19 protein-coding genes are annotated in these 26,438 nt (G+C 62.6%); 13 read left to right on the forward strand and 6 right to left on the reverse strand.

Translation table 11 applies throughout. The features are described from left to right. Window positions 1–334 precede the first annotated feature (334 nt). Both V5E97_RS29785 and V5E97_RS29790 read right to left on the reverse strand, forming a co-directional pair. Window positions 335–2,329, reverse strand: coding sequence for a protein kinase domain-containing protein (locus V5E97_RS29785; protein WP_406695197.1), 1,995 nt, complete (start codon window positions 2,327–2,329; stop codon window positions 335–337). A gap of 58 nt (window positions 2,330–2,387) precedes the next feature. Beyond that, window positions 2,388–3,143: an RNA polymerase sigma factor gene (locus V5E97_RS29790; protein ID WP_406695198.1), complete on the reverse strand. Its 756-nt coding sequence runs from the start codon at window positions 3,141–3,143 to the stop codon at window positions 2,388–2,390. Window positions 3,144–3,516: 373 nt separating this feature from the next. Here V5E97_RS29790 and V5E97_RS29795 point away from each other — a divergent pair, with 373 nt between their 5' ends. Next, window positions 3,517–4,221, forward strand: coding sequence for a class I SAM-dependent methyltransferase (locus V5E97_RS29795; RefSeq protein ID WP_406695199.1), 705 nt, complete (start codon window positions 3,517–3,519; stop codon window positions 4,219–4,221). A 192-nt stretch (window positions 4,222–4,413) separates the two neighbouring features. Here V5E97_RS29795 and V5E97_RS29800 read toward each other — a convergent pair whose 3' ends face one another. Then, complete coding sequence (locus tag V5E97_RS29800; RefSeq protein WP_406695200.1) at window positions 4,414–6,879, reverse strand: DUF1549 domain-containing protein; 2,466 nt, start codon at window positions 6,877–6,879, stop codon at window positions 4,414–4,416. A gap of 627 nt (window positions 6,880–7,506) precedes the next feature. On the opposite strand from V5E97_RS29800, the gene V5E97_RS29805 reads away from it, so the two are divergent. The 9 genes from V5E97_RS29805 to V5E97_RS29845 all read left to right on the forward strand — a co-directional run bounded on the left by V5E97_RS29805 (window position 7,507) and on the right by V5E97_RS29845 (window position 18,032). Further along, the gene (locus V5E97_RS29805) at window positions 7,507–7,920 is read left to right on the forward strand and encodes a hypothetical protein (RefSeq protein WP_406695201.1); all 414 of its coding nucleotides are present in this window, start codon (window positions 7,507–7,509) and stop codon (window positions 7,918–7,920) included. Between the two features lie 118 nt (window positions 7,921–8,038). Next, window positions 8,039–9,580 carry a helix-turn-helix domain-containing protein gene (locus tag V5E97_RS29810; RefSeq protein ID WP_406695202.1) on the forward strand — a complete coding sequence of 514 codons (1,542 nt, stop codon included), beginning with the start codon at window positions 8,039–8,041 and terminating at the stop codon, window positions 9,578–9,580. A gap of 117 nt (window positions 9,581–9,697) precedes the next feature. Beyond that, window positions 9,698–10,528 carry an OmpA/MotB family protein gene (locus V5E97_RS29815; RefSeq protein WP_406695203.1) on the forward strand — a complete coding sequence of 277 codons (831 nt, stop codon included), beginning with the start codon at window positions 9,698–9,700 and terminating at the stop codon, window positions 10,526–10,528. Window positions 10,529–10,626: 98 nt separating this feature from the next. Beyond that, window positions 10,627–11,331, forward strand: a complete 705-nt coding sequence (locus tag V5E97_RS29820) for a DUF1326 domain-containing protein (RefSeq protein ID WP_406695204.1) — start codon at window positions 10,627–10,629, stop codon at window positions 11,329–11,331. A gap of 188 nt (window positions 11,332–11,519) precedes the next feature. Beyond that, window positions 11,520–12,209, forward strand: a complete 690-nt coding sequence (locus V5E97_RS29825) for a hypothetical protein (protein WP_406695205.1) — start codon at window positions 11,520–11,522, stop codon at window positions 12,207–12,209. A gap of 231 nt (window positions 12,210–12,440) precedes the next feature. Beyond that, the gene (locus V5E97_RS29830) at window positions 12,441–13,916 is read left to right on the forward strand and encodes a M48 family metallopeptidase (RefSeq protein ID WP_406695206.1); all 1,476 of its coding nucleotides are present in this window, start codon (window positions 12,441–12,443) and stop codon (window positions 13,914–13,916) included. Between the two features lie 238 nt (window positions 13,917–14,154). Further along, complete coding sequence (locus V5E97_RS29835; protein WP_406695207.1) at window positions 14,155–15,783, forward strand: sensor histidine kinase; 1,629 nt, start codon at window positions 14,155–14,157, stop codon at window positions 15,781–15,783. Window positions 15,784–15,857: 74 nt separating this feature from the next. After that, window positions 15,858–17,261, forward strand: coding sequence for a sigma-54-dependent transcriptional regulator (locus V5E97_RS29840; protein WP_406695208.1), 1,404 nt, complete (start codon window positions 15,858–15,860; stop codon window positions 17,259–17,261). A gap of 48 nt (window positions 17,262–17,309) precedes the next feature. After that, a complete protein-coding gene (locus V5E97_RS29845) occupies window positions 17,310–18,032 on the forward strand; it encodes a hypothetical protein (protein ID WP_406695209.1) in 723 nt (240 codons plus the stop codon). Between the two features lie 241 nt (window positions 18,033–18,273). Here the strand turns inward: V5E97_RS29845 and V5E97_RS29850 are convergent, their stop codons facing one another. Beyond that, on the reverse strand, window positions 18,274–18,693 hold the full coding sequence (locus V5E97_RS29850; RefSeq protein ID WP_406695210.1) for a hypothetical protein: 420 nt from the start codon (window positions 18,691–18,693) through the stop codon (window positions 18,274–18,276). Window positions 18,694–19,702: 1,009 nt separating this feature from the next. Between V5E97_RS29850 and V5E97_RS29855 the strand changes: the two genes are divergently transcribed. Continuing rightward, window positions 19,703–21,232 (forward strand): hypothetical protein, encoded by a 1,530-nt coding sequence (locus V5E97_RS29855; protein WP_406695211.1) that lies wholly within the window; start codon window positions 19,703–19,705, stop codon window positions 21,230–21,232. Window positions 21,233–21,316: 84 nt separating this feature from the next. Here V5E97_RS29855 and rnhA read toward each other — a convergent pair whose 3' ends face one another. Both rnhA and queA read right to left on the reverse strand, forming a co-directional pair. Further along, window positions 21,317–21,805, reverse strand: a complete 489-nt coding sequence (gene rnhA / locus V5E97_RS29860; RefSeq protein WP_406695212.1) for a ribonuclease HI — start codon at window positions 21,803–21,805, stop codon at window positions 21,317–21,319. Window positions 21,806–21,990: 185 nt separating this feature from the next. Continuing rightward, a complete protein-coding gene (gene queA, locus V5E97_RS29865) occupies window positions 21,991–23,019 on the reverse strand; it encodes a tRNA preQ1(34) S-adenosylmethionine ribosyltransferase-isomerase QueA (RefSeq protein WP_406695213.1) in 1,029 nt (342 codons plus the stop codon). A 127-nt stretch (window positions 23,020–23,146) separates the two neighbouring features. On the opposite strand from queA, the gene V5E97_RS29870 reads away from it, so the two are divergent. Beyond that, a complete protein-coding gene (locus V5E97_RS29870; RefSeq protein ID WP_406695214.1) occupies window positions 23,147–24,349 on the forward strand; it encodes a glycosyltransferase in 1,203 nt (400 codons plus the stop codon). A gap of 316 nt (window positions 24,350–24,665) precedes the next feature. After that, the gene (locus V5E97_RS29875) at window positions 24,666–26,216 is read left to right on the forward strand and encodes a dockerin type I domain-containing protein (RefSeq protein WP_406695215.1); all 1,551 of its coding nucleotides are present in this window, start codon (window positions 24,666–24,668) and stop codon (window positions 26,214–26,216) included. Window positions 26,217–26,438 lie beyond the last annotated feature (222 nt).

Raw genomic sequence — 26,438 nt, forward strand, 5'->3', positions numbered from 1 at the left:
GTGGGCAACCTGCGGGCTGGTACAGCCTGCGAGTTGGGGAATGTATCCAGCAAGGATCATGTATGTGATGAAGTTGCGGACCATCGGCTGTCGGTTCGACGGGCTTAGAAATGGCATAGCTATGCCCCAGCGAAAGGGGAGATTCGACCGACACACTTACCGGGGGGAGTGGGCGAAGAGATGCAGCGGGAACGTATCCGAGGATCGGGAAACCGTCAATATCATTAAGTCATGATCGTCAATGCTGATGTGGGCTTTGCACCTGACCGTTCTGGGGCTTCGCTCCGGCGTTAGACCAGTCTGGTACTCTATCCGGGCCCGGCGACCGGTTACGTTAGAGGTCCTTGTCGGGCTTGGGTTTCCTGTGCCGCAGGATGGACCACGCGGCGAATGCGAGGAAGAGGCATAAGCCGAAAGCGAGCAGTGGGACGACTACCAAGAGGCCCAGGGACCAAGGGAACTCGGCCGCTGCCCTGTAGCGTTTGTAGAAGGGCATGTTGGCGATCTGCGGATCGAGTCGGATCGCTTCATCGAAGGAGGCGATCGCTTTATCGAATTCCCACTTCTCGGTCAAGGCGGCGCCACGACTACAGTAGGCCATGCCATTATTCGGATCGAGCCGGATCGCTTCGTCGTATTCGGACAGCGCATTGTCAATCTTGTGCTTATTTAGCAAGGCATCCCCACGCCATCTGTGAGCCTCGGAGTGATTCGGATCGAGCCGGATCAACTCATCAAAGACGACGATGGCTTGATCGTAATCCGCTCTCTCGAACGCGTCCAAACCACGTTGGGCCTCTTCAGCAAACGTCGGATTCTCCGGGTTTGGGGGGAGCGACTTGGCCGCTGCCCTGTAGCGTTTGTAGAACGGCATGTTGGCGATCTGCGGATCGAGCCGGATCGCTTCATCGAAGGAGGCGATCGCTTTATCGAATTCCCCCTTCACGGTCGAGACGGCGCCACGACCACAGTAGGCCATGCCATTTTTCGGATCGAGCCGGATCGCTTCGTCGTATTCGGACAACGCCTTGCCGAACTCAAACTTATTCAACGAGGCATCCCCACGCCATCTGTGGGCCTCGGAGTGATTCGGGTCGAGCCGGATCAGCTCATCAAAGGCGACGATGGCTTGATCGTAATCCGCTCTCTCGAACGCGTCCAAACCACGTTGGGCCTCTTCAGTAAAGTTCGAATTCCGTGTGTTGGGAGAATCGCCTGAGACACGGCCTCTGAACTGGGAGAGGATTCCCAAATTGGCCGCCAGGAACAATACCGCCAGCGTGATCGCAATTGATGCAGAGATGATGAATGTAAAAGAATTTAGTGATTCTGGGGATTTGGATCGATTCGCTCTGGATACCGACGGCGACGTGTCCGGCCCAATCTCCTGTCCGACTCTCGTCAACGTCTCCACCGCTGTTTTCATTTGCTCAGCCTGTTGGAAGCGGAGCTCCGGTTCGCTATCGAGCGCACGCAGGACGATCTCGTCCAAACGAACGTCGATCCGGACTTTACGTGATGGGAGTTCGAATTGGCCTGCGGGCAATTCGCCGGTGAGCATTTCGTAAAGGACCACGCCGAGAGAATAGATATCGGCGCGATGGTCGGCTGCTTGGGGAGTCGCGTGCTGTTCCGGGGCCATGTAGTGCGGCGTGCCGACTCTCTGCTCCTCGTCGGGCGTGCTGTCGCCCCCCAGCATCTTGGCGATGCCGAAGTCGGCGATTTTCACCTGGCCGGCCTTGTCGAGCAGCAAGTTCTCCGGCTTGATGTCGCGGTGGACGACGGCATGATCGTGCGCGTACTGCAGCGCGTCGCAGATTGGCGGCACAATGGCCAAGGCCTCTTTTGGCTCGAGCCGGCGCGTGCGGAGGAGTTGGCGCAGGTTCACGCCGTCAACGTACTCCATCAGCAGATAAAACAGCCCGTCGGCCTGTCCGAAGTCGTAGACCGTGACAATGTGCGGGTGACTCAATTTTGCAAGTGCCTGGGCCTCGCGAGCAAAGCGTTCGGCGAATTGCGGATCTTGTTCCCGCTCGGGGGCGAGGATCTTGAGGGCCACGACTCGGTCGAGCGATTTTTGCCGCGCCTTGTAAACCACCCCCATACCGCCGCGTCCCAGGCAGGCCAAGACTTCGAGCTGCGGGAAATGGGTCGCAATCTCTTCCAGCGAGGGGGGCTCTGATCGCGAGGCTTCCGCACCGGTGAGGACGCTGTCAGCCGTGAGATTGAGATTTGCCAGGCAGCGGATACAGAGGCCTTCGGGCGCATCAGTAGCCACTTTGGCGCCGCAGCGCGGGCATTCCGGATGGATGGAGGTGGATGCGGTCATGTTTCACCGATCAGCTATGAAGAGTTTTGTCCGAGGGGTTTTGGGGCCGCTCGAAACCCTAGCCGCCGCTCAGCGCTGCCACCACATAACGCAGCTCGTCCTCCAACTCGTCCGAGTTGGAAACGGTCTGCGCGACTTGCTCGCGGAACAGCTCGCGAAACCGCTTGCGGAGCCGATGGACGGCGGCCCGTGCCGCGCCGGCGCTGACTCCGAGCGCAGCGGCGACTTCGCCATAAGGAATCGTGCCCCGCTCCGCGGTTAAGAACTCTTTCAGACGCTCGAATTCGGGCAGGCGCTGCAGCCGCTCATACTCGGCGCGGAGCCGAATCAGCGTTTGCTCCAGCACCGTGACAGCCCAACGCCGCTCGAAGATGCGTTCCGGGGTCATCGAGTCCGCGGGCTCCGTCTGATAGCGGCTCTCGGCCGCTGCGGCATCCAGCGGGACATGGGGGCGCCCACCGCCCCGTTTGAGCGCCCTCGCTCGGTCCCACTCATTGGCGAGAAACCGCTGGAGCGCGACGAGTAGGAAGGTGCGGAAGCGTCCCTTTTCCGACGCTGCCGCATGAAGGTATCCTTTTTCCAGCAGCCGCGAAAAAAACTCCTGGGTGAGGTCCTGCGCGTCGTGCGAGTGGTGTCCCTGTCGCCGCACATACGCATAGAGCGGATACCAATAGATGCGGCAGAGCAGCTCCATCGCCTCCGCCGAAGTCGGCGAAGACTTGTCCTGCGCTGTCAGGACAAGCGACCAGTGCGTCGTGGAAAACCGCGATGACGACGCATGAATTTCTTCGGATGGCTCGCGCGGCTGAGACATGCTGGCCAGAACCCGCATTTTGGTGATGGACGACGGCCCAAGCCCGAGATGCCGTGCATTGTAACCGGTATAAAGGAATTAAGGATTTGTCGGAGCTTGTTATCGACTTTGTCGAGCACGCAAGCGTTCTGAACCCAGCTTTCAAGTTGCACGACTCCGGCTTTCGGTACTTCTTCGCCATTGCCTGGCCGATCGGCGTATTGAGGTCGAGTGTTTCGGTCAGGGAAACGAAGCCGATACCGAGATCGATCAACTCACGGAAGGGCATATCCACCGGACACGTTGAAGCCCAGCCACCCGCACCCGTTGACGGCAAGATTAGCCAGGGCGAAAAAAAGCGCCAATCTTGTGCTGAACACGATGGGGGACATTCATGGATCTCCTCGACGACGACGAGTTGGAGCGATCGGCGGTCGTGGCCAACTGCCGAATGAACCGGGAGCGAAATCTTGCTGGCACCAATGGCTACGACAAGGAACTTGGTTTCAATCCGCTCGATCTCCTGCGTGAGCGGGCCTCCAACGGTCGCTCGGCGACCTGGCTGGACCTCTGCTGCGGCAGCGGCAAGGCGCTGATCGAGGCCGCTCGGATCGTCCACAACAACGGGCTCGGAACGACGATCACGATCGTGGGTGTGGATCTGGTCGGGATGTTCCTCAGGCCCGACCCCGACTTGCCCGGTTTGCGGTTGGTGACAGCATCTCTGAGTGCCTGGGGTGCGGACCGTCAGTACGACGTGATCACTTGCGTCCACGGGCTGCACTACGTCGGCGACAAACTCCGGCTTATTTCCCGGGCCGCCTCCTGGCTGACCGAGGATGGGCTGTTCGCGGCAAGTTTAGATCTTCACAACCTGAGGTGGAGCGACGGCAGCGCGGCGGGACGGAACGTCTCGACTGCGTTGCGGCGGGAAGGGGTGGAGTACGATCCGAGGCGTCGGCTGATCCGTTGCCGCGGGAAGAAAGCGCTCCTCGACCTGCCCTTCCGCTACATGGGCGCGGACGACCGGGCCGGGCCGAACTCTACGGGCCAGCCGGCCGTCAATTCCTATTACGATCGGGTTTCCGGACCCTCGTAGGCAGGAGGAGCCGAGTCTTTGTCCCCGAGCCGGCCGGCCCTGGTCCGCCGTCGGGTCGGCGAGGTGTAGCCGGCTTGCACTGCGCAAACAGAGAGAGCGTGGCAATGATGCCACGCTCTCTGAAGGTTACGGTGTCGAATTGGGCGGAATGAAGCGGGGATCACGATCTCGTCGCGATCCCCTGCCCTCCGATCAATGCCTGAACAGGAACTCCTTCGAGTTGATCAAGACCCATCCCAGGTCTTCGACGGCCTGTCGGCGGTCGGTCGCGGCATTCAGGTGCTTGACGGCCGCGGCCATCTCGCTGGCGTTGGGGTCACGAGCGAGGGCCACCAGGTAGAGCTCCTTGGTGATCTCCTCGGGCGTCTTCGTGCTCTTCGCCAGCGTGGACATACGGCCGTTGTCGTCACGGAGCTTGCCGTTGACCGTGGCGCCCCCGATGAGTTGGAGGGCCTGTGAGAGGTTCGAGTCGCTCTCGCGTTCGCATTCGCAGGCGAGTTCGCGAGCGGGCCGGCCAAAGGTCTTGAGGAACGGGTTCTCCATCTTGCCATCGGGAATCTGGGTCGCCCGGAAACCCTTGGGCAGATTGTCGAACGTGGTGACGGTCGAGGTGACCGTCGAGATGGCATCGAGGAGAACCTCGGCGGGCAAGAGCTTGGTGAAGGCGTGCGAGAAGTAGAGCGTATCGTCGCCGTTGAGCTCGTTGGTGCGAGCGCTGAGTTGATAGGTTCGGCTGATCAAGATCGACCGGATCAAGGCCTTGAGGTTGAACTTGCCTTGAACGAACTCGGCGGTCAGGCCGTCCAGCAACTCATCGTTGGAGGAGGGGTTCGAGTCGCGGAAGTCATCGACCGGCTCGACGATGCCACGGCCGATCAGGTGATACCAGACCCGGTTGACCAGGCTCTTGGCGAAGAACGGATTGGCGGGTCCGGTCAGCCAGGTGGCGAGCGCCTGACGACGATCGGGCACCGCCGGGTCATCGAGCACCGGGCCGCCGAGCACCTTCGGCTTCATGACTTGCCCTGTCCTCGGCTGACGGACTTCTCCATCCTTTGCGCTGAAGACGACTTCATCTTCAGGGAGCGCGCCCTTCTTCTGGCGGACCCTCGCGAAGAAGGCGGCGAAGCCGTAGTAATCGTCCTGAGTCCACTTCTCGAAGACGTGGTTGTGGCACTTGGCGCACTGGATCCGGACGCCGAGGAAAAGCTGAGCGGTCGTTTCGGTCAGGTTTTCCGGGTCACGACTAATGCGGTAGTAGTTCGCGGGCGGGTTCTTGAAGGCCGAGCCATCGGCCGTCAGCAACTCGCGGACGAACTGGTCCATCGGCGTGTTCTTTTCGAGGTGCGAGCGGATCCAGCGGTTGAATCCGAACGTTCCCTTCGACTGGATCAGGCGGCCGTTGGACCGGAGGATATCGGCGAACTTCAAAGTCCAGAAGTCATAGAACTCAGGACGATCCAGCAGCCGGTCGGCCAGTTGCTCCCGACGAGTGGGTGAGGGGTCGGCTAGAAACGCCTCGACTTCTTCCGGGCGGGGCAAGACACCGATGGTGTCAAGGTATGCGCGGCGGATGAACTCCGAGTCGGTGCACGGCTCGGACGGGCTGATCCGCATTCGGTTGAGCTTGGCGTAGACCGTTTTGTCGATCACGTTGTCGGCGGGAACTTCGGCCAATTTGAAGCCGGGGACCTCAACCAGGTGGGTCAACCTGACGTTGGCGACCAGGTCGAGGTAGTGGGCGATGATCGCCACTTCCCCACGCGACTTGAAGGTGACGTGGCCGTCCACATCCACTTCGGCGATTTCGGGATTCGAGGAGTCGTAGTAACCAATCGAGGTGACGTCACGCACCGTGCCGTCGGCCATGTGGAGCAAGGAGACGACCTGCTGCGTCTTGGCGACATCGTTGAGGACCCGCGCCCCTGGCAGGATTTCGAGCCGTACGGGAGCGACGGCCCCTGGGTCGTCTTTGCCCCCCTCCTGGATCCAGTCGTGGAGGAATTCGTAGGCCTTGGTGTTACGGATCAGCCGCAACCCTCCCTCGTGGGGAAGTTCTCCGAGCGGCTTACGGAGGAGCAGGCTGGTCTCGGCGGCGAGCGGGTTGATCCGCCGGCCGGCGACTTCGCGGGTGAGCGTGATGAAGTCTTGGTCGGGGAGATAGCCGCGGAGGCTGAGACGGAACCCCCCCTTTCCGGTGGGGGTGCCGTGGCAGGCGCCCATGTTGCAACCGGCCTGGCTCAACGCTGGCATCACATCGCGGCGGAAGCTCACCGGCGCCGGCAGCCCTGTCTTCTCAACGTTGACGACCGTCGATGTTTCGAGACTGCCGCGTCGGGCCACGATGGTGGCCGTGCCATCGCCTACGGGCACCACTCGCCCCTTGGGGGTGACGGTGGCAATCTCTGGGTTGAGGCTGACCCATTCCAGAGCGCGGGTCAGATCGCGGACCGTCCCATCGGCATAGGTCGCAGTGACGATCAACTGGCTCGTCGCTCGTCGGCCTCGTAGTATCGCGCCCGTGGGCTCGATGGCAACTGAGGACGGAGTCCCGATCAACACGGCCGGGTCATCGGCCGCACGGACCGGACCCGCCTGCCAGATCAGAAGCGCGGAGAGGGCAAGCGCCCATGACCCCTTGGTTCGTCGAGCGTGCATCGATCGCTCCTCGTCGTCGAATTTCGAAACGGAGGCGAGAGAGTCGCTCTTTCGGGACCGCAGGGAGCGGCCGGCCGAAAGTGCGGCGGGTTTGACGAGCTCTCGTCGAGACACCGTCGTAATTCTCAAACCATACTCGAACAGTGACGGTTGTTTCAAGCAAAGTCAAACAATTTCCAGAGGAGCGAGTTGATTCGTCGCGACGCCATGAGTTCCCCCGCAGGACCATTTCGAGTCGTTCCCTTCAGTTTCAAGTACCCACGCGATTCCAGATTCTTGGCCGACCAGCCCTTAGGTCTCTCGAATAAGAGGATCAGGCAAGATTGCCGGATCGCTCCGCGCACGCTCTCTGGCCTTGCAGCATTAGCTCGAACGGGTAAAATTATCAGTGTAGAAATGCCTATCCCGGTGATTCCGGACAAGTTCTCCCACACCGACTTGAGTGTCTTGCCTCATTTCTTTGTCGGATGTGGTAAACTGGACAAGACCGGTAAAAGCCGGTAGCCTCGTGACGAACAATTTCCGTCCTGCTATCTCAAAAAAATAGCGGGGCTCGGGGTGGTGCCTTGACGGTGTGTCTCCGAGGAGTGGTGACGCAATCCCGGGCAGTTCAAGGAGGAGACGGCAATGGCTTTGCGTGGCTGGAGTGACGTGGTGCGTTACGGCGTACCGGGTTTGTTGTTGGGCCTGGCTGTTATGGGAGGGTTCGGCAATGTGCGGGGGCCTTCAGCCTTGGCGGATGGCTTGCCTGGCGCGGAACGGTCTCGGATGGCAGCGGCGGCCGGCAACGACGCTTCAGGCACTATCGCCTTTTCGACGTCGAGCAACGGCGGAACATCGCAATTTCTTTATTTGATTGATACCAAGGCCCATGCCTTTGCGATCTACCGGATCGATCCCTCGAACCCTAAGGGAGCGGTTCAGCTCGCGGGCTGTCGGCAATACCAGTGGGATATGAAGCTGAGCCAATATAACAACGCGGAACCGGATGTCGCCTCGGTCGAGTCGATGATCAAGACCTTGGGGCAGCCGACGCGTTAGTTTCGAGGGAACGTGGGCGTGTTCGCCGTCGCGATCCCTCCTCAGCCGATCTCGGAACGCGAATCGAACCGAATACGACCGGCCGTTGAGGCCGACTCCGACCGCGAGGAGCACGTCCATGGCTCAATTCTATACTCTCGAAGAAGCTGCCCGCGTCCTTGGAATGAGTCCCGAGGAATTGCAGGGCAAGGCTCAGCAGCGTGAAGTCCGCGCGTTCCTTGATGGTGGTTCGTGGCGGTTCCGCGTCGTTGATGTGGATGAGTTGGCGCGTCGGCGGGGCCTGGGCAGCGATGCCGAATTGCGCCTCTCCGACCTTGATGTACCTGTCACCAAGGCCGAGCTGGGCGATGATTTCGACCTCTCCGAATTCAACCTCGGTGTGGCCGACGCCGATCTTGGCCCCGCGTCGATGGAAGTGTCTGGGGCGGATATCAACTCCGACCACGATATTCTGCTCGACGACCTGTCACTTCCCCCGAACCCGATGTCCGCTTCGAGCTCGGTGATCATCGGCATGCATAACAGCGGTGGGAAGCTGCCGGGCGATTCCGACGTCCGTCTGATTCCCGACAGTCCTCACCCCGGCGCACGTCCGAGCGACTCGGATGTGCGGTTGGCGTCGCCCACCAGCTTCAAGCCGCCGAGTGACTCGGATGTGACGTTGATCGCCGACGACACCTCCGATTACCAGGCGCTGGCGCCCAAGCCGAACGACACGGCCGTCCGGCAGAGTCCCGTCTTCGGTTCCTCGGCGGAAGTGCCGGCGATCCACGAAGAGGAGGAAGCCGACAGCGATTTCGAGCTGACCCCCTCAAGCGTGATCGACGCGTTGCAGCCCGACTCCGGAAGCGACTTCGAGCTGAGTGCGCTGGAGGAGCCGAGCGACGAGTTCGAAGCGACTCCGATGGTCAGGCCGAGCGACTCGGACGTGACCGCCGCCGATCCCGGCTTCTCGGGCATCAACCTGTCGCGGCCGAGCGATTCGGGCATCAATCTCCAGATGGCGCCGGGCCTGGGTCTGAATGCCGGGGCGAGCTCGATCGAACTGGCCCCCTTGAGCGGCGACGACATCAAGGCGATGCCCTCCCCGCCCAAGCCAACCAAGAAGCCCGGCCTGGCGGCGACTCCGCCTCCCGCGGCCCGCAAGGCCGAGAAGGACATCTTCGACGATACCGACTTCGAGGTCGACGCCCTGGCTTCCGACGGCGACGCGGATGACAGGACCATGCAGCTCGAAGCGGCCAGCGACTTTGAGCTCGAGGAGGCCGATACCGGCTCCGAGGTCTTCGCGATCGACGAGGACGACGTCGACCAGAATGCGGCGACCGCGATGGGCCCTGCACTCCTCGACGAGGAAGAAGACGACGACGGCTTCGAAGAAGCGACTTCCGGCGAGATGGCCAGCGCCTGGGACGTGGAGAGCGAGAGCGATTCGCCCTCTTCGGCGGGACGTGCCGCCGCCGCGCCTTCAGTACTGGCCGCGCCTGGTGCGTCGGCTGAGTGGGGCGGTCTCTGGGTCGGTATGCTCGGGGTCGCCACCCTGTTCATGCTCTTCCTGGCGTTTGTGTCGCTGGATCTCGTACGCAACCTCTACGAATTCCAGGGCAATTCACCGGCGTCTGGGCTCGTCAGGAGCCTGGCGGGCTTGATCTCGAGCTGAGCCATCGATCTGTTTGCGAAGACCCGTTCGCCGGGATGCGGACGGGTCCTTCTGACCTGATTTATCGATGATAAGGATTCTTCGGTGGACCGGTCGTGCCGAAAGGAGTCGGAACGGATGGTCGAGCCGTCCTGGCCGTTACGAGCAACGCGTCTGTTGGCCTTCGGATTGGCCGGTCTTTTGACCGGCTGTTCCTTTGTTCCCCGTTCGCGGCTCGAGGATTGCCATAAGCTGAGCCAGACTCTCGAAGCCGATAAGGCTCGTCTCAACGACACCTTGTTGAGTCAACGCTCGCAATACAGCGAGCTCCTTCAACGCGCCGATGACGATGCCCGGCGGCTTCTGACGCAGGATAACGAGGTCAAACGTCTGCGGGGGACGGTCCAGGCCTATCAGGATGAACGCGACCAACTCGCTGCCGATTACGCCCGCGTCAAGAACTTGCTCCAGGCCTCGGCCAATCCGGTTTCGACCTCGATGATCGATCGATTCAAGGAGTTCGCCAGGGACCGTCCAGGTTGCGAGTTCAATTCGATTTCGGGAGTCTTGACCCTCTCATCCGACGCGTTGTTCGAGCCAGGGAGCGACGAGCTCAAACCGGCCGCCCGGCCCTTGCTCAAGACGCTCGCGACCGCACTCCAAGATTCGGCGGCCAAGGACGTCCGCATCCTGGTCGCTGGCCACACCGATAGTTCTCCGGTGCGGCAGGCGAGCCTTCAGGAAGAGGCCCCTGCCCCGGGACACCTGAGTCTGGATCGAGCGACCCGGATCCGTGACCGACTCGCCCACGAGGCGCGACTCGATCCCGCGCGGATCGAGGTTGCCGGCTTCGAGTCGTCGGAGCCCATGACGGACGACCTGGATGACGCGTCGAGGGCTCAAAATCGCCGGATCGAGATCCACTTGTTCGGCCGGCCGCCCACGACGGTCACTGCTCCCGGCCCTTGACTTCGGCTCGGATTCCCTCGCATAATCCAATTTGTGTTGAAGGTTCGAGGGTTCCACCCGCCCCCACCCTTCCTTTTTGCGATCCTGGAGCAGGAACCATGTTCAAAGCTCTGAGCGCCCTTTGCGGGGCCTTGGTCGTTTCTAGTGTGAGCGTGGCCGGCGCGGCCGGAATTCGTGGAGACTATGTCGAGGCCCGCACGGCTGACGTTTTCACCGGCCCTTGCTTCTCCAACGCCGAAGTTTTCATCTACGGTAAGCAGGCGATCATGGCCTGGAAAGTAACCGAAGGCGCTTACAACGGGGTCGAGCTGAACGGCTTGAGCGTCGCCGCGGCCCTGCAAGCATCGACGACCCTTTCCGAAGATAAGCCCGACCAGGCCAGCGCGGTGATCATCGTGGATGCCAACGCCAACGAGCGCCAGCGCGAGGCCTTGATCGCAATGGCCCGTGAACTCGGCGGCAAGCGGCTGGCGAATATCGTCGACGTCAAGTCGTCCCGGATCAGCCTGAAGGTCGAAGCCCACTCGGTGGCCGATACGGCGGAGACCCATGCCGCTCATGGCATGCCTCATGCCCCTCGGGCCTCGTTCTGGGCCGCGAACCTGGCCCAAATCGTCACCCGTCCGCTCGACGAGGGCGACCACTTCTGCGGCAATGAAGTCGTGGCTTACGCCCCGCTCTCCAAGGGCGTTGTGGCCCTGCCGGCCTACACCCTCGGCCACCAGTACAAGGGGCAAGGGCTGGAGTCGAAGTGGGATGACCCGAACTGCCGCAGCAGCTATGTCGGTCGTTTCTCGCTCTGAGAGCAACGGCCGAGGTTTCGGCCAATCCGAATGTTCCCAGGGAACGCCGAGGGGAGGCCCGATCCGACCATCGGGCTTTCCCTTGGCGTTTTCTCGTGACGACGCATCCAACACGAGCCCATGTTGGGCGAGGCGGCGGACTCGGCCGCATTGACGACTCCCAATGACGTTGAGAATCGAGACTCCTTATGCGTTGGAACCGTGTCCTCGCCCTGCTCAGTTTGCTACTCCCCGCCAGCGTTCAGGCTCAGGAGTCGTTCAAGATTGAGCCGTTGAAGGAAGCTCCTCCCGCGGCCTTGGCCGATCCCATCAAAGCCACCTTGAACGCCGAAGGGATCCGGATCGTCGACGATCAGGGAAAGCCCTATGCCGATCTCTGGTTCCGCAAGGCGATCCCGGCTGCCGGCAAACCGGCCGGCCCTCAGGGGCCTGTCTTATTTCCGACGCTCAAGACGGGGGAATTGATCGGGGCGCTTCGTTTTTCCGACGAGGGGCGTGACTTCCGCGATCAGGCGATCTCCAAAGGCGTTTACACCATGCGTTATGGGCTTCAGCCCATGAATGGCGACCACCTTGGCGCGAGTCCGTTTCGCGACTTCGCGCTTCTCTTGCCCGCGGCGAAGGACAAGACGCTCGGAGACCTGGACCAGAAGCTCTTGCACGAAGAGAGTGCGGAGTCGGCAGGAACGAGCCACCCTGCCATCTTGATGTTGCTCGAGGTGCCCCCGTCTGCTCCCAAGGGGGGGCCCTCGATGGTTCATGACGAGGAAAAGAACACCTGGGGCGTGGTTTCGACGTTGAATCTGGTTCCCAAGGGGGAGACGGCGGCGATTCCGCAGCCGATTCAACTCGTCGTCATCGGTGTGGCTGCGCTTTGAGCGAGCCACTTTGCCTCAAGGGGGCTGCGATTCGGTCGAACTTTCCGCCGGCCGGCGGGTTCCGGCCGTTTTTCGTCTTTCTTGTCGGGTCGGCTTCAGCCTCCCTACTGGTCTCGAGGTGGTGACAGGCTGAAGCCGGACCCACGAGCAGAAAAAGTTTCACCCCGCGAGGGTTCGGGCTGACCTCCGCATCGCGTTCCGCAATCCCTGCTTTTCATTCCACGAGGCTGCATGCCGCTCCCTTTGCTGTTCGCCCTCTTTCTGGCCTTTGGACTCGAATCGGCAGGCCCTTTCAATCCACTGACTCAGGCAGAGCTTGGAAGCCGGGCCACGGCCGCGCTCGGCCTGGTTGCGCTGGTCTCACTGGCGTCGATGGGGCTCGGCCTCTGGGTCTCGACCCGGGTGGCTCGCACCGGGCACGCAAGCAACGCATTGCGCCGTGGCTACTCACGATCGGCTCGCATACTCGAAATCTCGATCCTGGTCAGTTTCAGCGTAATCATTCATGAGTGGCAGTGGCCTCGCGTGGTGCGGACCGCTCTCGGAGCAGGGCCAGTGGCGGTTGTCGAGGAAGCCCTGATTCTGCTTCCGTTCGTGCTGATGCAACTCGTGAGCTGGTGGGGGCTTTATCCCGCCGAGAAGATCCTGCGAAGCGGCTTCGGAGTGACCCGGACGGCGGGCCGTGGTCGTTACGTTCTACTCCGGGCGCGGCAGACCTTGGGCCTTGTACTGCCGGTCCTGGTCGTCTTTTCGCTCGGCCAAGACCTGGTAAGTCGCCAATGGCCGGAGCTATCGGCCAGCGCCTGGGCTTTGCCGATCGAGGTCTGCCTGATGGGGGTGCTCGTTCTGGTGCTCTCGCCTCTCTTTATCCGGCTGGCCTGGCCGACGCGGCCCCTGCCTCACGGGCCGTTGCGAGAACGCCTGGAACACCAGGCGCAGCGACTCGGCTTCCGCTGCTCGGATATCCTGATCTGGGATACGGGGCAAGCGGTTGTCAACGCCTGCGTGACGGGCTCATTGCCGAGGTTCCGCTACGTGCTTCTCTCCGACGCTCTGATCGACTGCCTCAACGACCACGAGATCGCCGCGGTCTTCGGCCATGAGATCGGGCATATCGCGCATCGGCACCTCCTCTTTTTTGGTTTCTTTTTCCTGGGCAGTCTGGGTGTCCTGGCTTTGATGGGCGAGGCGATCGACCCTCCCCTGCTCGCCCTCTCGAACGTCCTGGGCGGCCAGTCGCATCCGGTTCTGGGCATGATCATTCAGGCGGCCACCGTCCTGCTCACGGCCGGCCTCTACTTCCTCGTGGTGTTCGGACACGTCTCGAGGCGCTTTGAGCGGCAGGCCGATGTCTTCGGTTGCCGGGCCGTCTCCTGCGGCCAGGTCGAATGCCCTCCCCACCTCGACCTCGATCGCCAGCCGGGGCGAGAATCATCCGGATCCGGGCTCTGTCCGGTCGGGATTCGGATCTTCGCCAATGCGCTCACGAACGTTGCCACCTTGAACGGGATGGAATTCAAGACACGATCCTGGAGACATGGCAGCATCGCGCGGCGGATCGCCTTCCTCGAAGGGCTGGAGGGAAAACCGGAAGCGGTCAACCGGTTCCAGTCGGATGTCTCTCGACTGCGGGTCGTGGTGGCTGTCGGGTTGATCTCGGCCGTCTTGATCGCGCTGGCGACGGGTTCGGTCGATCATTTGCGGTGAACGCCAGTTCTGGCGTCCGGACCCACGCAACGGGGGTTTCACGGAGTGGGGTCGGCCTGATCGGCCGGGAGCAGTGCGGTCTGGCCTTCGCAAGGAGCGGTCGGCGAATGGGGCTCCCGGCTTGAGGAAAAGTCACGCGATGTGGCTTTGTGGGTCGGGCTGACTTTGTTATAGTCCCCGTACATCTTCCGCACCCGGACAAAGGACGTGTCCGCCCCGCGACAAGGAGGTCGTCGCCATGCCTCAGTGGCCCATCCGAGTCAAGTTGATCGCTGGCTTGACCTTGGTTGTCGGCATGATGCTCACCCTCATGGGCGGGTCGATCTTCGGCCTGCACGCGTTTCACGCGAGCAACCTGAAGCTGGTTGATCAACTCCACGAGCTGGGAGCGTCGAAGGAACTTTTGCAAGTCGTCGTTCCGCTCGAGAGCATGGGGGACGTCGACACGCCCGAGGAGCGGCTGGAGCTGAAAAACAAGGTCGATCAAGCGCAAAAGGCGTTGCTCGACTATCATACGTGGCTCCGGAAGAATACCACGCAGGGCAACCGGGCCGACGACGGCCGCGACGAGTTGGGGCTCGCCTTCCTGATCGACAGCGATCTGACCGCGATCCTGAATGAGCTGAACCCAGGGGCCCCGATCGAGCCGAGCCTGCCGGGGACGATGACCTACTTGGCCCGTCACCCCGAGTCGCAGCCGATCGCCGTGGCCGGTTCTCAGGATCCGGTCCGGCTCAGTCAGACGATCGCGCGGCTGAATCATCGCGTCATGGAACTCCCGGACATCCTGCACCGCGACTTTTACGCGGTTCTCACGATGTCGAAGAACCAGTATCAGACCAGCCGGATCATCGTCTGGACCTCGGCGCTGGCCGTGTTGGCGATGCTCTGCGGGCTCTCCGCCTTGTTTCACCGCTGGGTCCTCTACCCGGTTCGACTCCTTCAACGCGGCGTCCGTCGCGTGGCGCGGGGCGGCTTCGATTATAAGATCGACCTCAAGACCGGCGACGAGATGCAGGCCTTGGCCGAGGCGTTCAATGACATGACCGCGCGGTTGAGCGTGACCTATGCCGATCTCGAGCGCCAGGTTCATGAGCGAAGCCGTCAACTGGTTCGCTCGGAGCAGTTGGCGGGCGTCGGGTTCCTGGCCGCGGGGGTGGCCCACGAAATCAACAACCCGTTGGCATCAATCGCATTCTGCTCCGAGGCGCTTGAAAACCGCCTGGGGCCGATGCTCGATGCCCACGATGGCGCCGACTCGAAGGTCGTTCGCAACTATCTGCGGATGATCCAGGAAGAGGCGTTCCGCTGTAAGAACATCACCGAGAAACTGCTCGACTTCGCTCGCTGTGCGGAGATTCAGCGGGAACGGACCGACATGGCCGGCCTCATCCAGGGGGTGGTCGAGATGATCCGGCACATGGGCAAATATCGCGGCAAGCGTATTGTTTTCCAGCCCCGTGAGGCCGTCATGGCGCACGTGGACAGCCAGGAGATCAAGCAAGTCGTCCTGAACCTGGTGGTCAACGCGCTCGATTCGATGGAGCCCGAAGGCACGCTTCGGATCGAGATGCGTCACGCCGAAGGGATGGCGGAATTGGTCTTCGCCGACGATGGCTGCGGCATGTCTCCAGAAGTGCTCGAGAATATTTTCGAGCCGTTCTTCACGAAACGTAAGGTAGGCAAAGGGACGGGGCTGGGCCTGTCGATCACACATCGGATCGTCAGCCAGCACCAGGGGGAGATCATGGCGACCAGTCCAGGTGAAGGGGCGGGAGCCACGTTCATGGTCCGGTTGCCAATTCGCCCGGCCGAGGACGCTCCCCACGAGTCGGCGATGTCTTCTAAGAACCATCGCGCGGCCTGACGCCTGACGATCTTAAGCACGAAGGTGGGGAATTCTCCCCGATTCGGTTGAGTCTCACGGAGGAGACCTGTCTCATGGAGAAGTCCCACCAGGGTGGCCTCAGAATTCTGTTCGCCGACGACGAGGCCCACCTGCGCGACCTGATGCAGATGGAGCTTCCTCGCCTTGGCCATGAAGTGACCGTCTGCCCCGACGGGGCGTCGGCCTTGCGAGCCCTGGAGAAGGGGTCGTACGACGCCGCCTTGCTCGACCTGCGGATGCCCGGCATGACCGGCATCGAGGTCCTCGGTAAGATTCGCCAGCTCAATCCCGACACGCAGGTCATCATCCTGACCGGGCACGCCACGGTTGATACCGCCGTCCAAGCGTTGCGGCTGGGGGCCTTCGACTACCTGACCAAGCCTTGCAAGTGGGCTGAGCTCGAGGTGATCTTGAGCCGGGTCAGCGAACGGCGCGACCTGACCAACAAGGCAGCCGCGCTCGAGACCCGTCTGAAGAGCGCCGAGGGGTCGCCGACCCTGATCGGTGACACGCCGTCGATGCTTTCGGTCCGCCGCCTGATCGACACGATTGCGCCGACCGACGCCAGCGTCATGATCCTGGGCGAGACCGGCACGGGCAAAGAGCTGATCGCACGCAGCCTGCATGACAAGAGCAAGCGAGCCACGCACAGCTTCATCCCCGTCAACTGCGGGGCCCTGCCTGAAAACCTGGTGGAAAGCGAGCTGTTCGGCCATCGCAAGGGGTCGTTCACTGGCGCTGACACCCATCGGAAGGGACTCTTCGAAGTCGCCAACGGCGGCACGCTCTTCCTCGACGAGGTTGGCGAGCTGGATAAGAGCGTTCAGGTCAAGCTCCTCCGCTTCCTCGAGTCGGGGGAGATTCGCCGGGTCGGCGAGAACGACCCGTTCCGCGTCGACGTTCGCGTTCTGTGCGCGACCAACCGTGACCTTCGCGAGATGATCGAGGCGGAGCAGTTCCGCGAGGATCTGTTCTTCCGGGTCAACACGTTCGAGATCCACCTGCCCCCGCTACGCGAACGCAAGGGGGACATCCCGGCACTCGCGAAGCATATGCTGATGCGGTTTGGATCGCGCCGGGCCGACCTCGACACGGCGCTGACTCCCGAAGCCATCGCCGCGCTCCAGTCCCACGATTGGCCGGGGAATATCCGTGAGCTGGCCAACGCGATCGAGCGGGCCACGATCCTCTCGGGCGGAGGCCCGATCTATCCCGAGCATCTGCCGACCCAGGTTCCCTCGCGGCGGTCGTCCTCGGTCACGGTGTCGCCGCCCTCGGCCGTCGCCGGCCCTCATTTCCAGATTCCCGAGGGTTCGCCCACGCTCCGTGACATCGAAATGAAGTACATTCAGGTGATCCTGGAGAAGCACAACGGCAACAAGCCCGCGGCTTCCAAGGAGCTAGGCATCAGTCTCAAGACGCTCTACAATAAGATCAATCAACTTCAGCAAACCTGAGCGCGCAATTGAGGCGACCGGGCCGGCGCGCGAGTGGATGAAAACTCGATGCGCACCAACTCTCCAAAGCTCCTTTGTGCCTTTCTGCTGGTCGGCTGCGTGGGATCCGTCGGGAGTGCTGCAACGCCCCCCGGCGGGCGACGCGAAGCTCAGGCGGCCCTGAAGCCCTACGGTTCGCTCGTGGGTAAGTGGCGCGGTTCGGGTATGCCCGAGCGAGGAAAGGTCAAGGGGGCCTGGCGTGAGGAAGCGACCTGGGCCTGGAAGCTCAGCGCCGATGACGCGGCTCTCGAAGCCACGATCGACAAGGGCAAATACCTCAAGTCCGTCGTTCTTCACGCGGGTCCCAAGCCGCAGACATACACCCTCGTCGCCACCCTGGCCGATGGGACTTCACGGACCTATCAAGGCGTGGCTAATGCCAGGAAAGCCCTCGTCCTGGCCGCCGAGGGGCCTGGAACCGGAGTTCGCCGCATCACCCTCACGCTGCTCCACGAATCTCGCCTCTTGTTGAAGCTGGAGATGCAGGACCCGGACAACGGGACGTTCTACCAGCTTGGTGAGGTGGGCTATACCCGCGATGGAATTGCCTTCGCCGCGGGCGAGTCCGGTCCCATTTGCATCGTCACCGAGGGCCGCGGGACGATGGCCGTTTCGTACAAAGGCAAAACCTACCACGTCTGCTGCTCGGGCTGCCGCGACCTCTTCAAGGAAAACCCGGAAGCCGTTCTGGCCGAGGCCGCCGATCGCGAGAAGGCCAAAGCGAAGGAATGACGCCTCACGGTTGGCCATTGCCAGTGCTGCAGACGACACGACGGCTTTCGCTTCTATACGCTTCCTGTACGTCGTCTCGACGTTTTTCGACGCCCTTGGCGTCAGGTCCGGTTCTGGCCGTATGATCATCCTCACCGTCGGACGGGATGGGTTGGTGATTGCCGCGAGTCCATGGGCAGGTCGATCAGGCTTTCGGTCGGTCGCGGTGGTCGTCCCATGCCGAGGCCGGATCTGAGTCGCTTCAATCGATTTCTTTGGCCACCCCTCCTGAGAAGGCCGGGGGAGGCACAAGCTGACTGCCCTGCTGGACTCTGGGTTCGGCACGTTCCGAGTCCTCCCCCTTCTTGCCGATCGGGGAGGTCTTGAGGACGGTCACGCCGATTCCCAGGATAATGAGTCCGGTGGCAAAGAACGCAACGAAATCCTTTGTCTCCGACCAACGCGTTGCCACCAGATACCACTGATAGGGCGGGAAGTATTGGAAGAGAACGACGTGGTGGAATCCTTCCTCGGTGACGACTTGCTTGAGGGAGGCGGCCCCAAGCAAGTAGACGATGAATCCGAGGATGCACAGGAAAGTTCCGATCAGGAACCGGAGGTCGGGGTAGCACCATGACAGAAAGGCGAGCACGGCCACGAACGCGGTAATACCGCCGGCCACAGTCAGGGTCTCCCTGGGATCGAAGTATCCTGTGTTCCTCGCGTCTTTTTGTTCGTTCTCGCCCCTCACCTCACTCTTGGTGGATTCGACGGCCTCCCGGCCGGGGACCTTCTGGTGAACTTGCCCCCTGGCCTCGGATTCCGACGGTGGGACCGCGTGAGATCGCGTGCGACCAGTGACGCCTTGCTCGGTGTCCGCGGCGGGTTGCTCAGGTGGTATCGCGTGGGGCGAGGTCTCACTGACTTTGATTTTGGATTGTGAGGGGGCGGACTCGGCTCCGGGGATCCAGACCCCTTCGCCGCAACCCTTGCAACGGACCTTCTTGCCGGCCAGGACGGGGTTTATCGCGTACTTTCGCCCGCACGACGGGCAATGAAACCGCGCAGTGGATTCTCTGGTCGAATTACCGAGCGATTCCGGAGCCGCGGGCAGCGAACCCGTGATTCCACATTCGCCGCAAATATAATTATTGGGTCGTATTGGTGTGGCTATTTGGTTTATATGGCCGCATTCGCGACAGGTCACTTGAAACGCCATGGGGGAGACGACCTTTAACTCGGTGTGAACGAGAAACACGAGGGAGCGAATCTGGTGAGGACGAATCATAGTGAGCTTGGCTGGTTAAACGGACAGACTCGGGCGGCCGGCAGAACATGAGGAGTGGTCGGTCTATCGCCGCATAAGGTTATATCAGATCCACAACGCTTGCGAAGATCATGTTGGCGGCTATGTTGAAAGCGGTCAGCGCAAGCGCCTCCGGTATGGTTTGCGTTCAGGGAGGGGGGCTGCCGGCGAGTCGAGGGAGGAGATGCGGGCGAAGACCTTGGACCAGGGAAGTCGCGGACTTGGCGTCAAAGGCGTTCGGGTCGGCAATGATTAGGGGATATCATTGCCGGGGTTGACGCATTGTAATAGCGGGGGCGGCCTTCGATCTCTCCTGCGCCTGGCGGTGGCGTGCGGGGGCCGCGCTGAAATGGCCGGGCAACTTGAGGATGGAAGGGAGCCTGTGATGGACGGGATTCTAAGGCGACGTCGGTTCTTGCAGTCGGCCTCGGCATTGGGACTTGGAGCGGGCCTGGGGGGTGGGATCGGGCTCGACGCGATCCGCTCCGCACGCGCGGACGATTTGAAGGTCGGGCCCGATGCGGTTCAGTTTCGCCCGGAAATCGAACCCGTGGTGCGTTGGATCGAGGAGACCCCCCGAGATCGGGCGCTGGAAGTGGCCGTCGGACATCTCAAAGCGGGGCTCTCGTACCGCGACTTGCTCTCCGGCCTTTTCCTGGCGGGCATCCGCAACATTAAACCGCATCCGGTCGGCTTCAAGTTCCATGCGGTCATGGTCATCAACTCGGCGCACCTGCTGGGACAGACTGCGTCGGCCTCGGACCGCCTGCTCCCGTTGCTCTGGGCGCTCGACACCTTCAAGAACTCCCAGGCGCAGGACATCAAGGAAGGGGACTGGACCCTCGGTAAGGTGGACGAGGCCCGGTTGCCGAAGCCTGGTAAGGCGCGAACCGAGTTTATCCGGGCCATGGAGGCCTGGGACGCCCAGGCCGCCGACACGGCAGTCGCCGCCCTGGCCCGGACTTCGGGGGCGGCCGAGACCATGGAACCGTTCTGGCGGATGGCGGTGCGCGATCAGCGCAACATCGGCCACAAGCCGATTTTCGCGGCGCAGAGCTGGCGGACCCTCCAGGCGATCGGTTGGCAGCACGCTGAACCGGTGCTCCGCTCCCTCGCCTTCGGCCTGCTCGACCTTAGCGGCGACTCACGGCCTGTGGCCGTCGGCCCCTACGAGGCCAACCTCGAGAATGCCGGCAAGGTTCGCGACGATTGGCAAGGCGGCAAAGCCGACCCCAGCGCGACGCGATCGCTCCTGGAAGTCATGCGTCATGCCACGCCCGAAGACGCTTCAGCCGAGGCGGTCAAGCTCCTCAATCAAGGGGTTGCGGCCAGCTCGTTGTGGGATGCCGTCGTCCTCTCCGGGAGCGAGATCCTGATGCGAAGCCCGGGGATCCTCGCCATCCATGCCGTGACATCGGCGAACGCCCTGCACTTCATCTACGGAGCGAGTGGCGATGAGACGACCCGACGCCTGGCGCTGCTTCAGGCCGTAGGCTGGCAGCCCATGTTCCGGGGCCGGATCAAGCCCAAGGAAGGCACGAAGATCGACGACCTGTCCTCTTTGAAACGCGAGGTCTCGAAGGGAGACGATGCGGTCGCCGAGATTTTCGAGTCGATCAACGAGGGACCCGAGGGCCGCGGCAAGGCGGCCGGCAAGACCGTGGCCTACCTGGAGCAAGGAGGATCGACCGACCTGATCTTCGCGGCGGCGCGACGGATGATCTTCCACAAGGGACGCGACAGCCACGACTACAAGTTCGCCGCCGCCGCCTGGGAAGAGTGTGAGCTGGCGAGCGACCCGAAATGGCAGGCTCCGCTGGCCGCCGCCATGATGTTCAATCTCCCGGGCGCGAAGTCCGCGGAGAGTGACTTGATGAAACGTGCTCGCGAGGCTGTCGCCAACGTGCTCGGGTGATCGAGTTCGGTCGGCCGGGGAAAATAATGGCCCAAGGAGCCCGGCGTCATCCAGAGCGCCGGGCTCTCTCTTCTGCGTGCCCAATCATCCCCGCATGTCGGCCCTGAGCGCCTTGTACGCGGCGACCGCCATCCGATCGCAGGCTTCGTTCTCGGGGTGGCCGTTGTGGCCGAGGACGTGAGTCACCCGCACCTTATGTCGGGTAAGAAGCTCGTCGATCCGCTGCCAGAGATCCACGTTCATGACCGGCTTCAGGCGGCCCCCTTCTCTACGCTGCCACCCTTGCGATTTCCACTTCGGCATCCATTCGGCGATTCCTTTGGCCACGTACTGACTGTCGGTGATCAGCTCGACGCGGCAGGGGCGGCGGAGCGTGGCCAGGCCTTCGATCGCCCCGGTCAGTTCCATCCGGTTGTTCGTGGTCGCGGGCTCGGCCCCCGAGGCGTCCATGGTCTGCCCGCTGGCCGGGTGTTTGAGGATGTAGGCCCAGCCTCCGGGGCCGGGATTTCCGCTGCACGCACCGTCGGTGAAGAGCCGCACAATATCCGGAGCAGCCGTTGAGTCCGTCGCCATGAGCCTGTCCTTGTCCTCTGTCTCTTTGCGGCCTCTCGACGATCGCCCCGGGCAAACTCAGACAGAGCCCCGGCGCGGCGATCACGGACGATCTTATCGCGTTGAAAAACCTGGGCAATGGCACCCGATCGGTTTCCCCTCTGTCTGCTCTGGACCCGAAGTCGCCAACGGCGGCGATCCATGGATTAGAGGATCAGCATGGCATCGCCGTAACTGTAGAACCGATAGCGTTCCCGGATCGCCTCGGCATAGGCCGCGCGAACCAGGTCGACCCCGGCCAGGGCCGCCACCAGCACGAGCAGACTGCTACGCGGCAGGTGGAAGTTGGTGAGCAGGGCGTCGAGCCCTCGAAACACATGCCCGGGCCGGAGATAGAGCGCGGTCTCACCCGAGAACGGTTGGATGGTTCCCGAGGTTGAGCTCGTTTCCAGGATCCGGGCCGAGGTTGTTCCGACGGCGACGATCCGGCCCCCTTGGCTCTTGTGCTCGCTCAAAAGGGTGGCCTCGGGAACGCCAAGCTCGGCCCACTCCGCGTGCAGTTGGTGCTCGTCGATGCGTTCGACCTCGATCGGTCGGAACGTGCCCAGGCCGACGTGAAGCGTGGCGTCAACGCTGGCGATTCCACGCTCGGCCAGGCGGCGGAAGACGTCGTCCGTGAAATGAAGCCCGGCCGTGGGCGCGGCCACGGCTCCGGGAGCCTTTGCGTAGAGGGTCTGGTAACGGAGCCGATCGCCCGGGTCCTCGCGTCCTTTGCGGATATACGGAGGCAGTGGAATCTGTCCGTGCCGGCCCAGGAGGTCGTGCGCGGCTTCGTCGGACTCCGGGCGCACGATCCAACGCCCCGCCTCGCCCCGCGCTTCCAGCGTCAATTTGAGTCCTTGGCCGACGACCACGCGCTCGCCCTCGACCGGACGCCCGCGCGTTGTGGCCAGGATCTCCCAGGTCCCCTCCGGTAACGCCCGCAGAAAGAGGCCCTCCCACCGCCCGCCAGTGGCCTCACGGAGCCCAAGGAGACGGGCCGGGACAACTCGCGTGTTGTTGCGGACGAGAATGTCGCCGACGTCGAGCAAGTCAGGAAGCTCGGCGAACGTTCGATGCTCCCAGCGCTGCTGATCACGGCGGATCACCATCAGCCGGGATTGGTCTCGCGGTTCGACCGGATGCTGGGCGATCAATTCGCCAGGGAGCGTGAAATCAAATTCCGAGGTCTGCAAACCTCTTCCTCCTGACCGTTCTGAACGGGCACAATCGAAGCAATGCCGAGGCTCCCCATTGGCCTCTTTGGGAAATCTTCGCGCGTTCGCGAAACCTGCGGCCCCTCTGACTCGATTGTACCGACCCGTGCAAACTCTCGCCCGACGACTTGAAACGGCCGAACGCCAACCCTGGCCGGACCAACCTGTTCCGATTGCCTTGGTGATTACCGACCTCGACGTCGGCGGCGCCGAGCGTGCCCTGGTGGCTCTGGCCACGAGGCTCAACCGCCAACGCTGGCAGCCCTCGGTGATTGCGCTCGGGGCCGATGGAGCCCTGGTCGAGCCGCTCCGGGCGGCGGCGGTCGAGACCGTCTGTCTCGACGTCGATCGCCGACGGCCGTTTCAGGCGGTGCGTCGACTGGCCAAGGCGCTCGGCGATCGCTCGCCCAGGCTCGTGCAGAGCTTCATGTTTCACGCGAACATCGGTTCGCGATTTGCGTCGGTCTTGGCAGGGTCTCCCTGGGTGGTCGGTGGCATTCGAGTGGCCGAGCACCAGAAACGCTGGCACCTGAACTTCGAGCGCTGGACCTCGGCCCTGTCCTTGGGGTCGGTCTGTGTCTCCCAAGGAGTTTGCGACCATCTCCGCGACGTCGGCGGGGCCGACTCGGCGCGGCTGACTGTCATCCCCAATGGCATCGATCCCCTGCCCTACGACAGGGCGATCGCCTGCTCACGCGAGTCCCTCGGCGTGCCTGTCGATGCCCGGCTTGTGCTCTGTGTCGGCCGCCTGGATGTGCAGAAAGGGATCCCCTTCCTGCTCGACGCCGCGGAACAGGTCATCGCCGCCCGGCCCGACTGGCACCTCTTAATGGTTGGCGATGGCCCGGAGCGGGCTCAACTTCACCAGCGAACGGCCGAGAACCGGGCACTCGCGGACCGGGTTCACTGGCTGGGCCGGCGCAACGACGTCCCGTCGCTCCTCAAGGCGGCCGACTTGCTCGTTCTCCCGTCGCTCTGGGAAGGGATGCCCAACGTGGTCCTCGAAGCCATGGCGGCCCGCCGCGCAGTCGTCGCGACGGCCGTCGAGGGGAGCACCGAACTCGTCATTCCGGGCCAGACCGGTTGGCTCGTCCCGCCGGGCGATTCCAACCAGCTCGGGCAGGCTCTGCTCGACGCCGCGACCGACCCCGTCCGTCTTCGCCGTTACGGCGACGCGGGCCGCTTCCTCGTCGAAACGGCCTATTCCACCCAGCGCGTGGTCGAGTCCTACGAACGGCTCTGGGGAAGGATCCTCGGTTTCGACCTCAAAAGGATCGCGATGGAAAACGCAGAAAAACCTGGAAATTGAAATTGTAGATAATGCAACCGTGTCGATATTGAAACATTGAGTTTGGATTGCGTCTTGGTGTGAGTTCTGTGCTTCCCTGCATGATTCGCGATTGGCGTCCCTCTGGTTGGAGGGGCGGAAGTCTCGCGCTGAGGCATGCGGGATTGGTGCGGGAAAATGATCGCAATGTCAGATTATGGCCACGTGTTTGTCGCCGGATAAGTCGTGAACCCGACTTTAGGGGTGATCCAGTCCGTGGCGGACGGCTTGGCATGTGCAAGAAATGGCTCATGTTCGGGTCGACCTCTCTTATTCACGACACCCAGGAGCAAACACCATGTTGCGCTCCCCTCATTCCCATCCGAGACGACGGCGAACTCCAGCGTATCCCACGCTCGATCGGCTCGAGCCGCGTACCTTACTTTCGACCGTGCCGGGATTTGCGAACTTCGAGGGGCGGATTAGCGGCCCGGCCGGCGACCCGATTGCCGTTCAGGTGAATCCGTCTGATTTCGACACGGCCCCGGGCGGGCGGGTCCTCCTCAGGGTCGAAGCACGAGCCGCCAATGGCAGTCGACTCGATCCAGGGGCAACAGCCCTTGAGTCGGCCATCCCGGGTGGGGTTCGGATCCTTTCTCGCCGCGCTGACGTCCCACGCGGCACGGCCAGTGTGACCATCGCTTCCGTTCTCCCGGGAGCCCTGACGATCCGGCCACGAGCCGAGGGACGAACCACGGGTGACTACACCCTGTCCGTCTCCTTGGCGGGAGACACGAATGGCGATAACCGTGTCGACCGGTTCGATCTGTCGGCGATTCGACAGGCGTTGGGACGCCGCGCCGGCGCGTCGGGGATCGCTCCCGGCGCCGACGTCGATGGCGACGGCCGAGTGAGCCTGGTCGATCTCGGAATCACCGCCCGCAACTTTGGGGCTTCGACCCGCATTCGTCCGCTGACGACCCGTGTTGGCCTCGACCCCGCGGCGGATCCGGACGGCGATGGCAAGGTGAACAAGGCCACCGTCGACGTGGCAGGCCAGACGGCCCCTGGGGTGATCGTCCGGCTCGACCGCGGGGCCGACGGGTCATTCGAGGCGACGACGACGAGTGGTCCCGATGGCCGCTATCGGTTCACCGTCCCGCTGAACCTTGGGGCAAATCCGATCGCCGTCGTGGCGACCGACACGTTCGGTCAGACCGCCCGCGATCAGGTTGTGGTGACACGCGTGGGGGCCGTTGAGACCGTCACCGCCTCGTTTGACTTCACTCAAGGAGACCAAGGCTGGGAGTCTGGCTTTGCCGACCTGCCTGCGAATCCGAATGCGTCGTACGAGCTCCAAGCCGGGTTACGCCCCCTCCCTCCTAGTCTGGGAGTGAACGGAACCGGCTACCTGCTCCAGAGCCACAACCGCTCGGACGACGTGTTCATGTACCTCAAGCGGAAGCTTGATGTCACCGACGGAATCGTTCCCAACCAGGTCTATTCCGTCAAGTTCCAGATCACCCTGGCCTCGAACGCGCCGAGCGGTTCCTTCGGCGTGGGGGGAGCGCCTGGCGAAGCGGTCGTCCTCAAGGCGGGCGCGGGACCGGTCGAACCTCGCGGTGTCGCGAACAATGGATTCGTCCGCTTGAATGTGGATATCGGCGACCAGTCAACCGGCGGGCCGGGTGCCTCGGCTGTGGGACACATTGCCAACGGAGAGACTGAGAATGGCACAGATCCTGTGCCCTACGTCTCTTTGACGAAACAGCACACGCATACGTTCGCCGCCAAGGCCGACAACGATGGCAACCTCTGGTTGCTCGTCGGTACCGACTCAGGCTTTGAGGGACTCACCGCCCTCTATTATCAGGAGATCAAGGTACAAGTGAGCCCCCTCGTCGCCTGATCTTCCCATTCTCGAAGTTACGAAGCGTGCGACTGATGTCGCTCTCCCGGCGCTCGCGGCGTGGGATTTGGTCGCTCCCCGAATCCCCGTCGCGGGCGTTGGTAGCGGAGATACTCATCATTGAAGAATGCTTGCGTCGTGACGCTTGAGGTCTCGATTCGCTGTCTTCTTCGTTCGCGGAAAAAATCCAAGGGGGCCGAAGCCGGTAGAGATTACGACCTG

It is taken from the genome of Singulisphaera photorubra (genome assembly GCF_045290345.1).
Taxonomy (GTDB): domain Bacteria; phylum Planctomycetota; class Planctomycetia; order Isosphaerales; family Isosphaeraceae; genus Singulisphaera.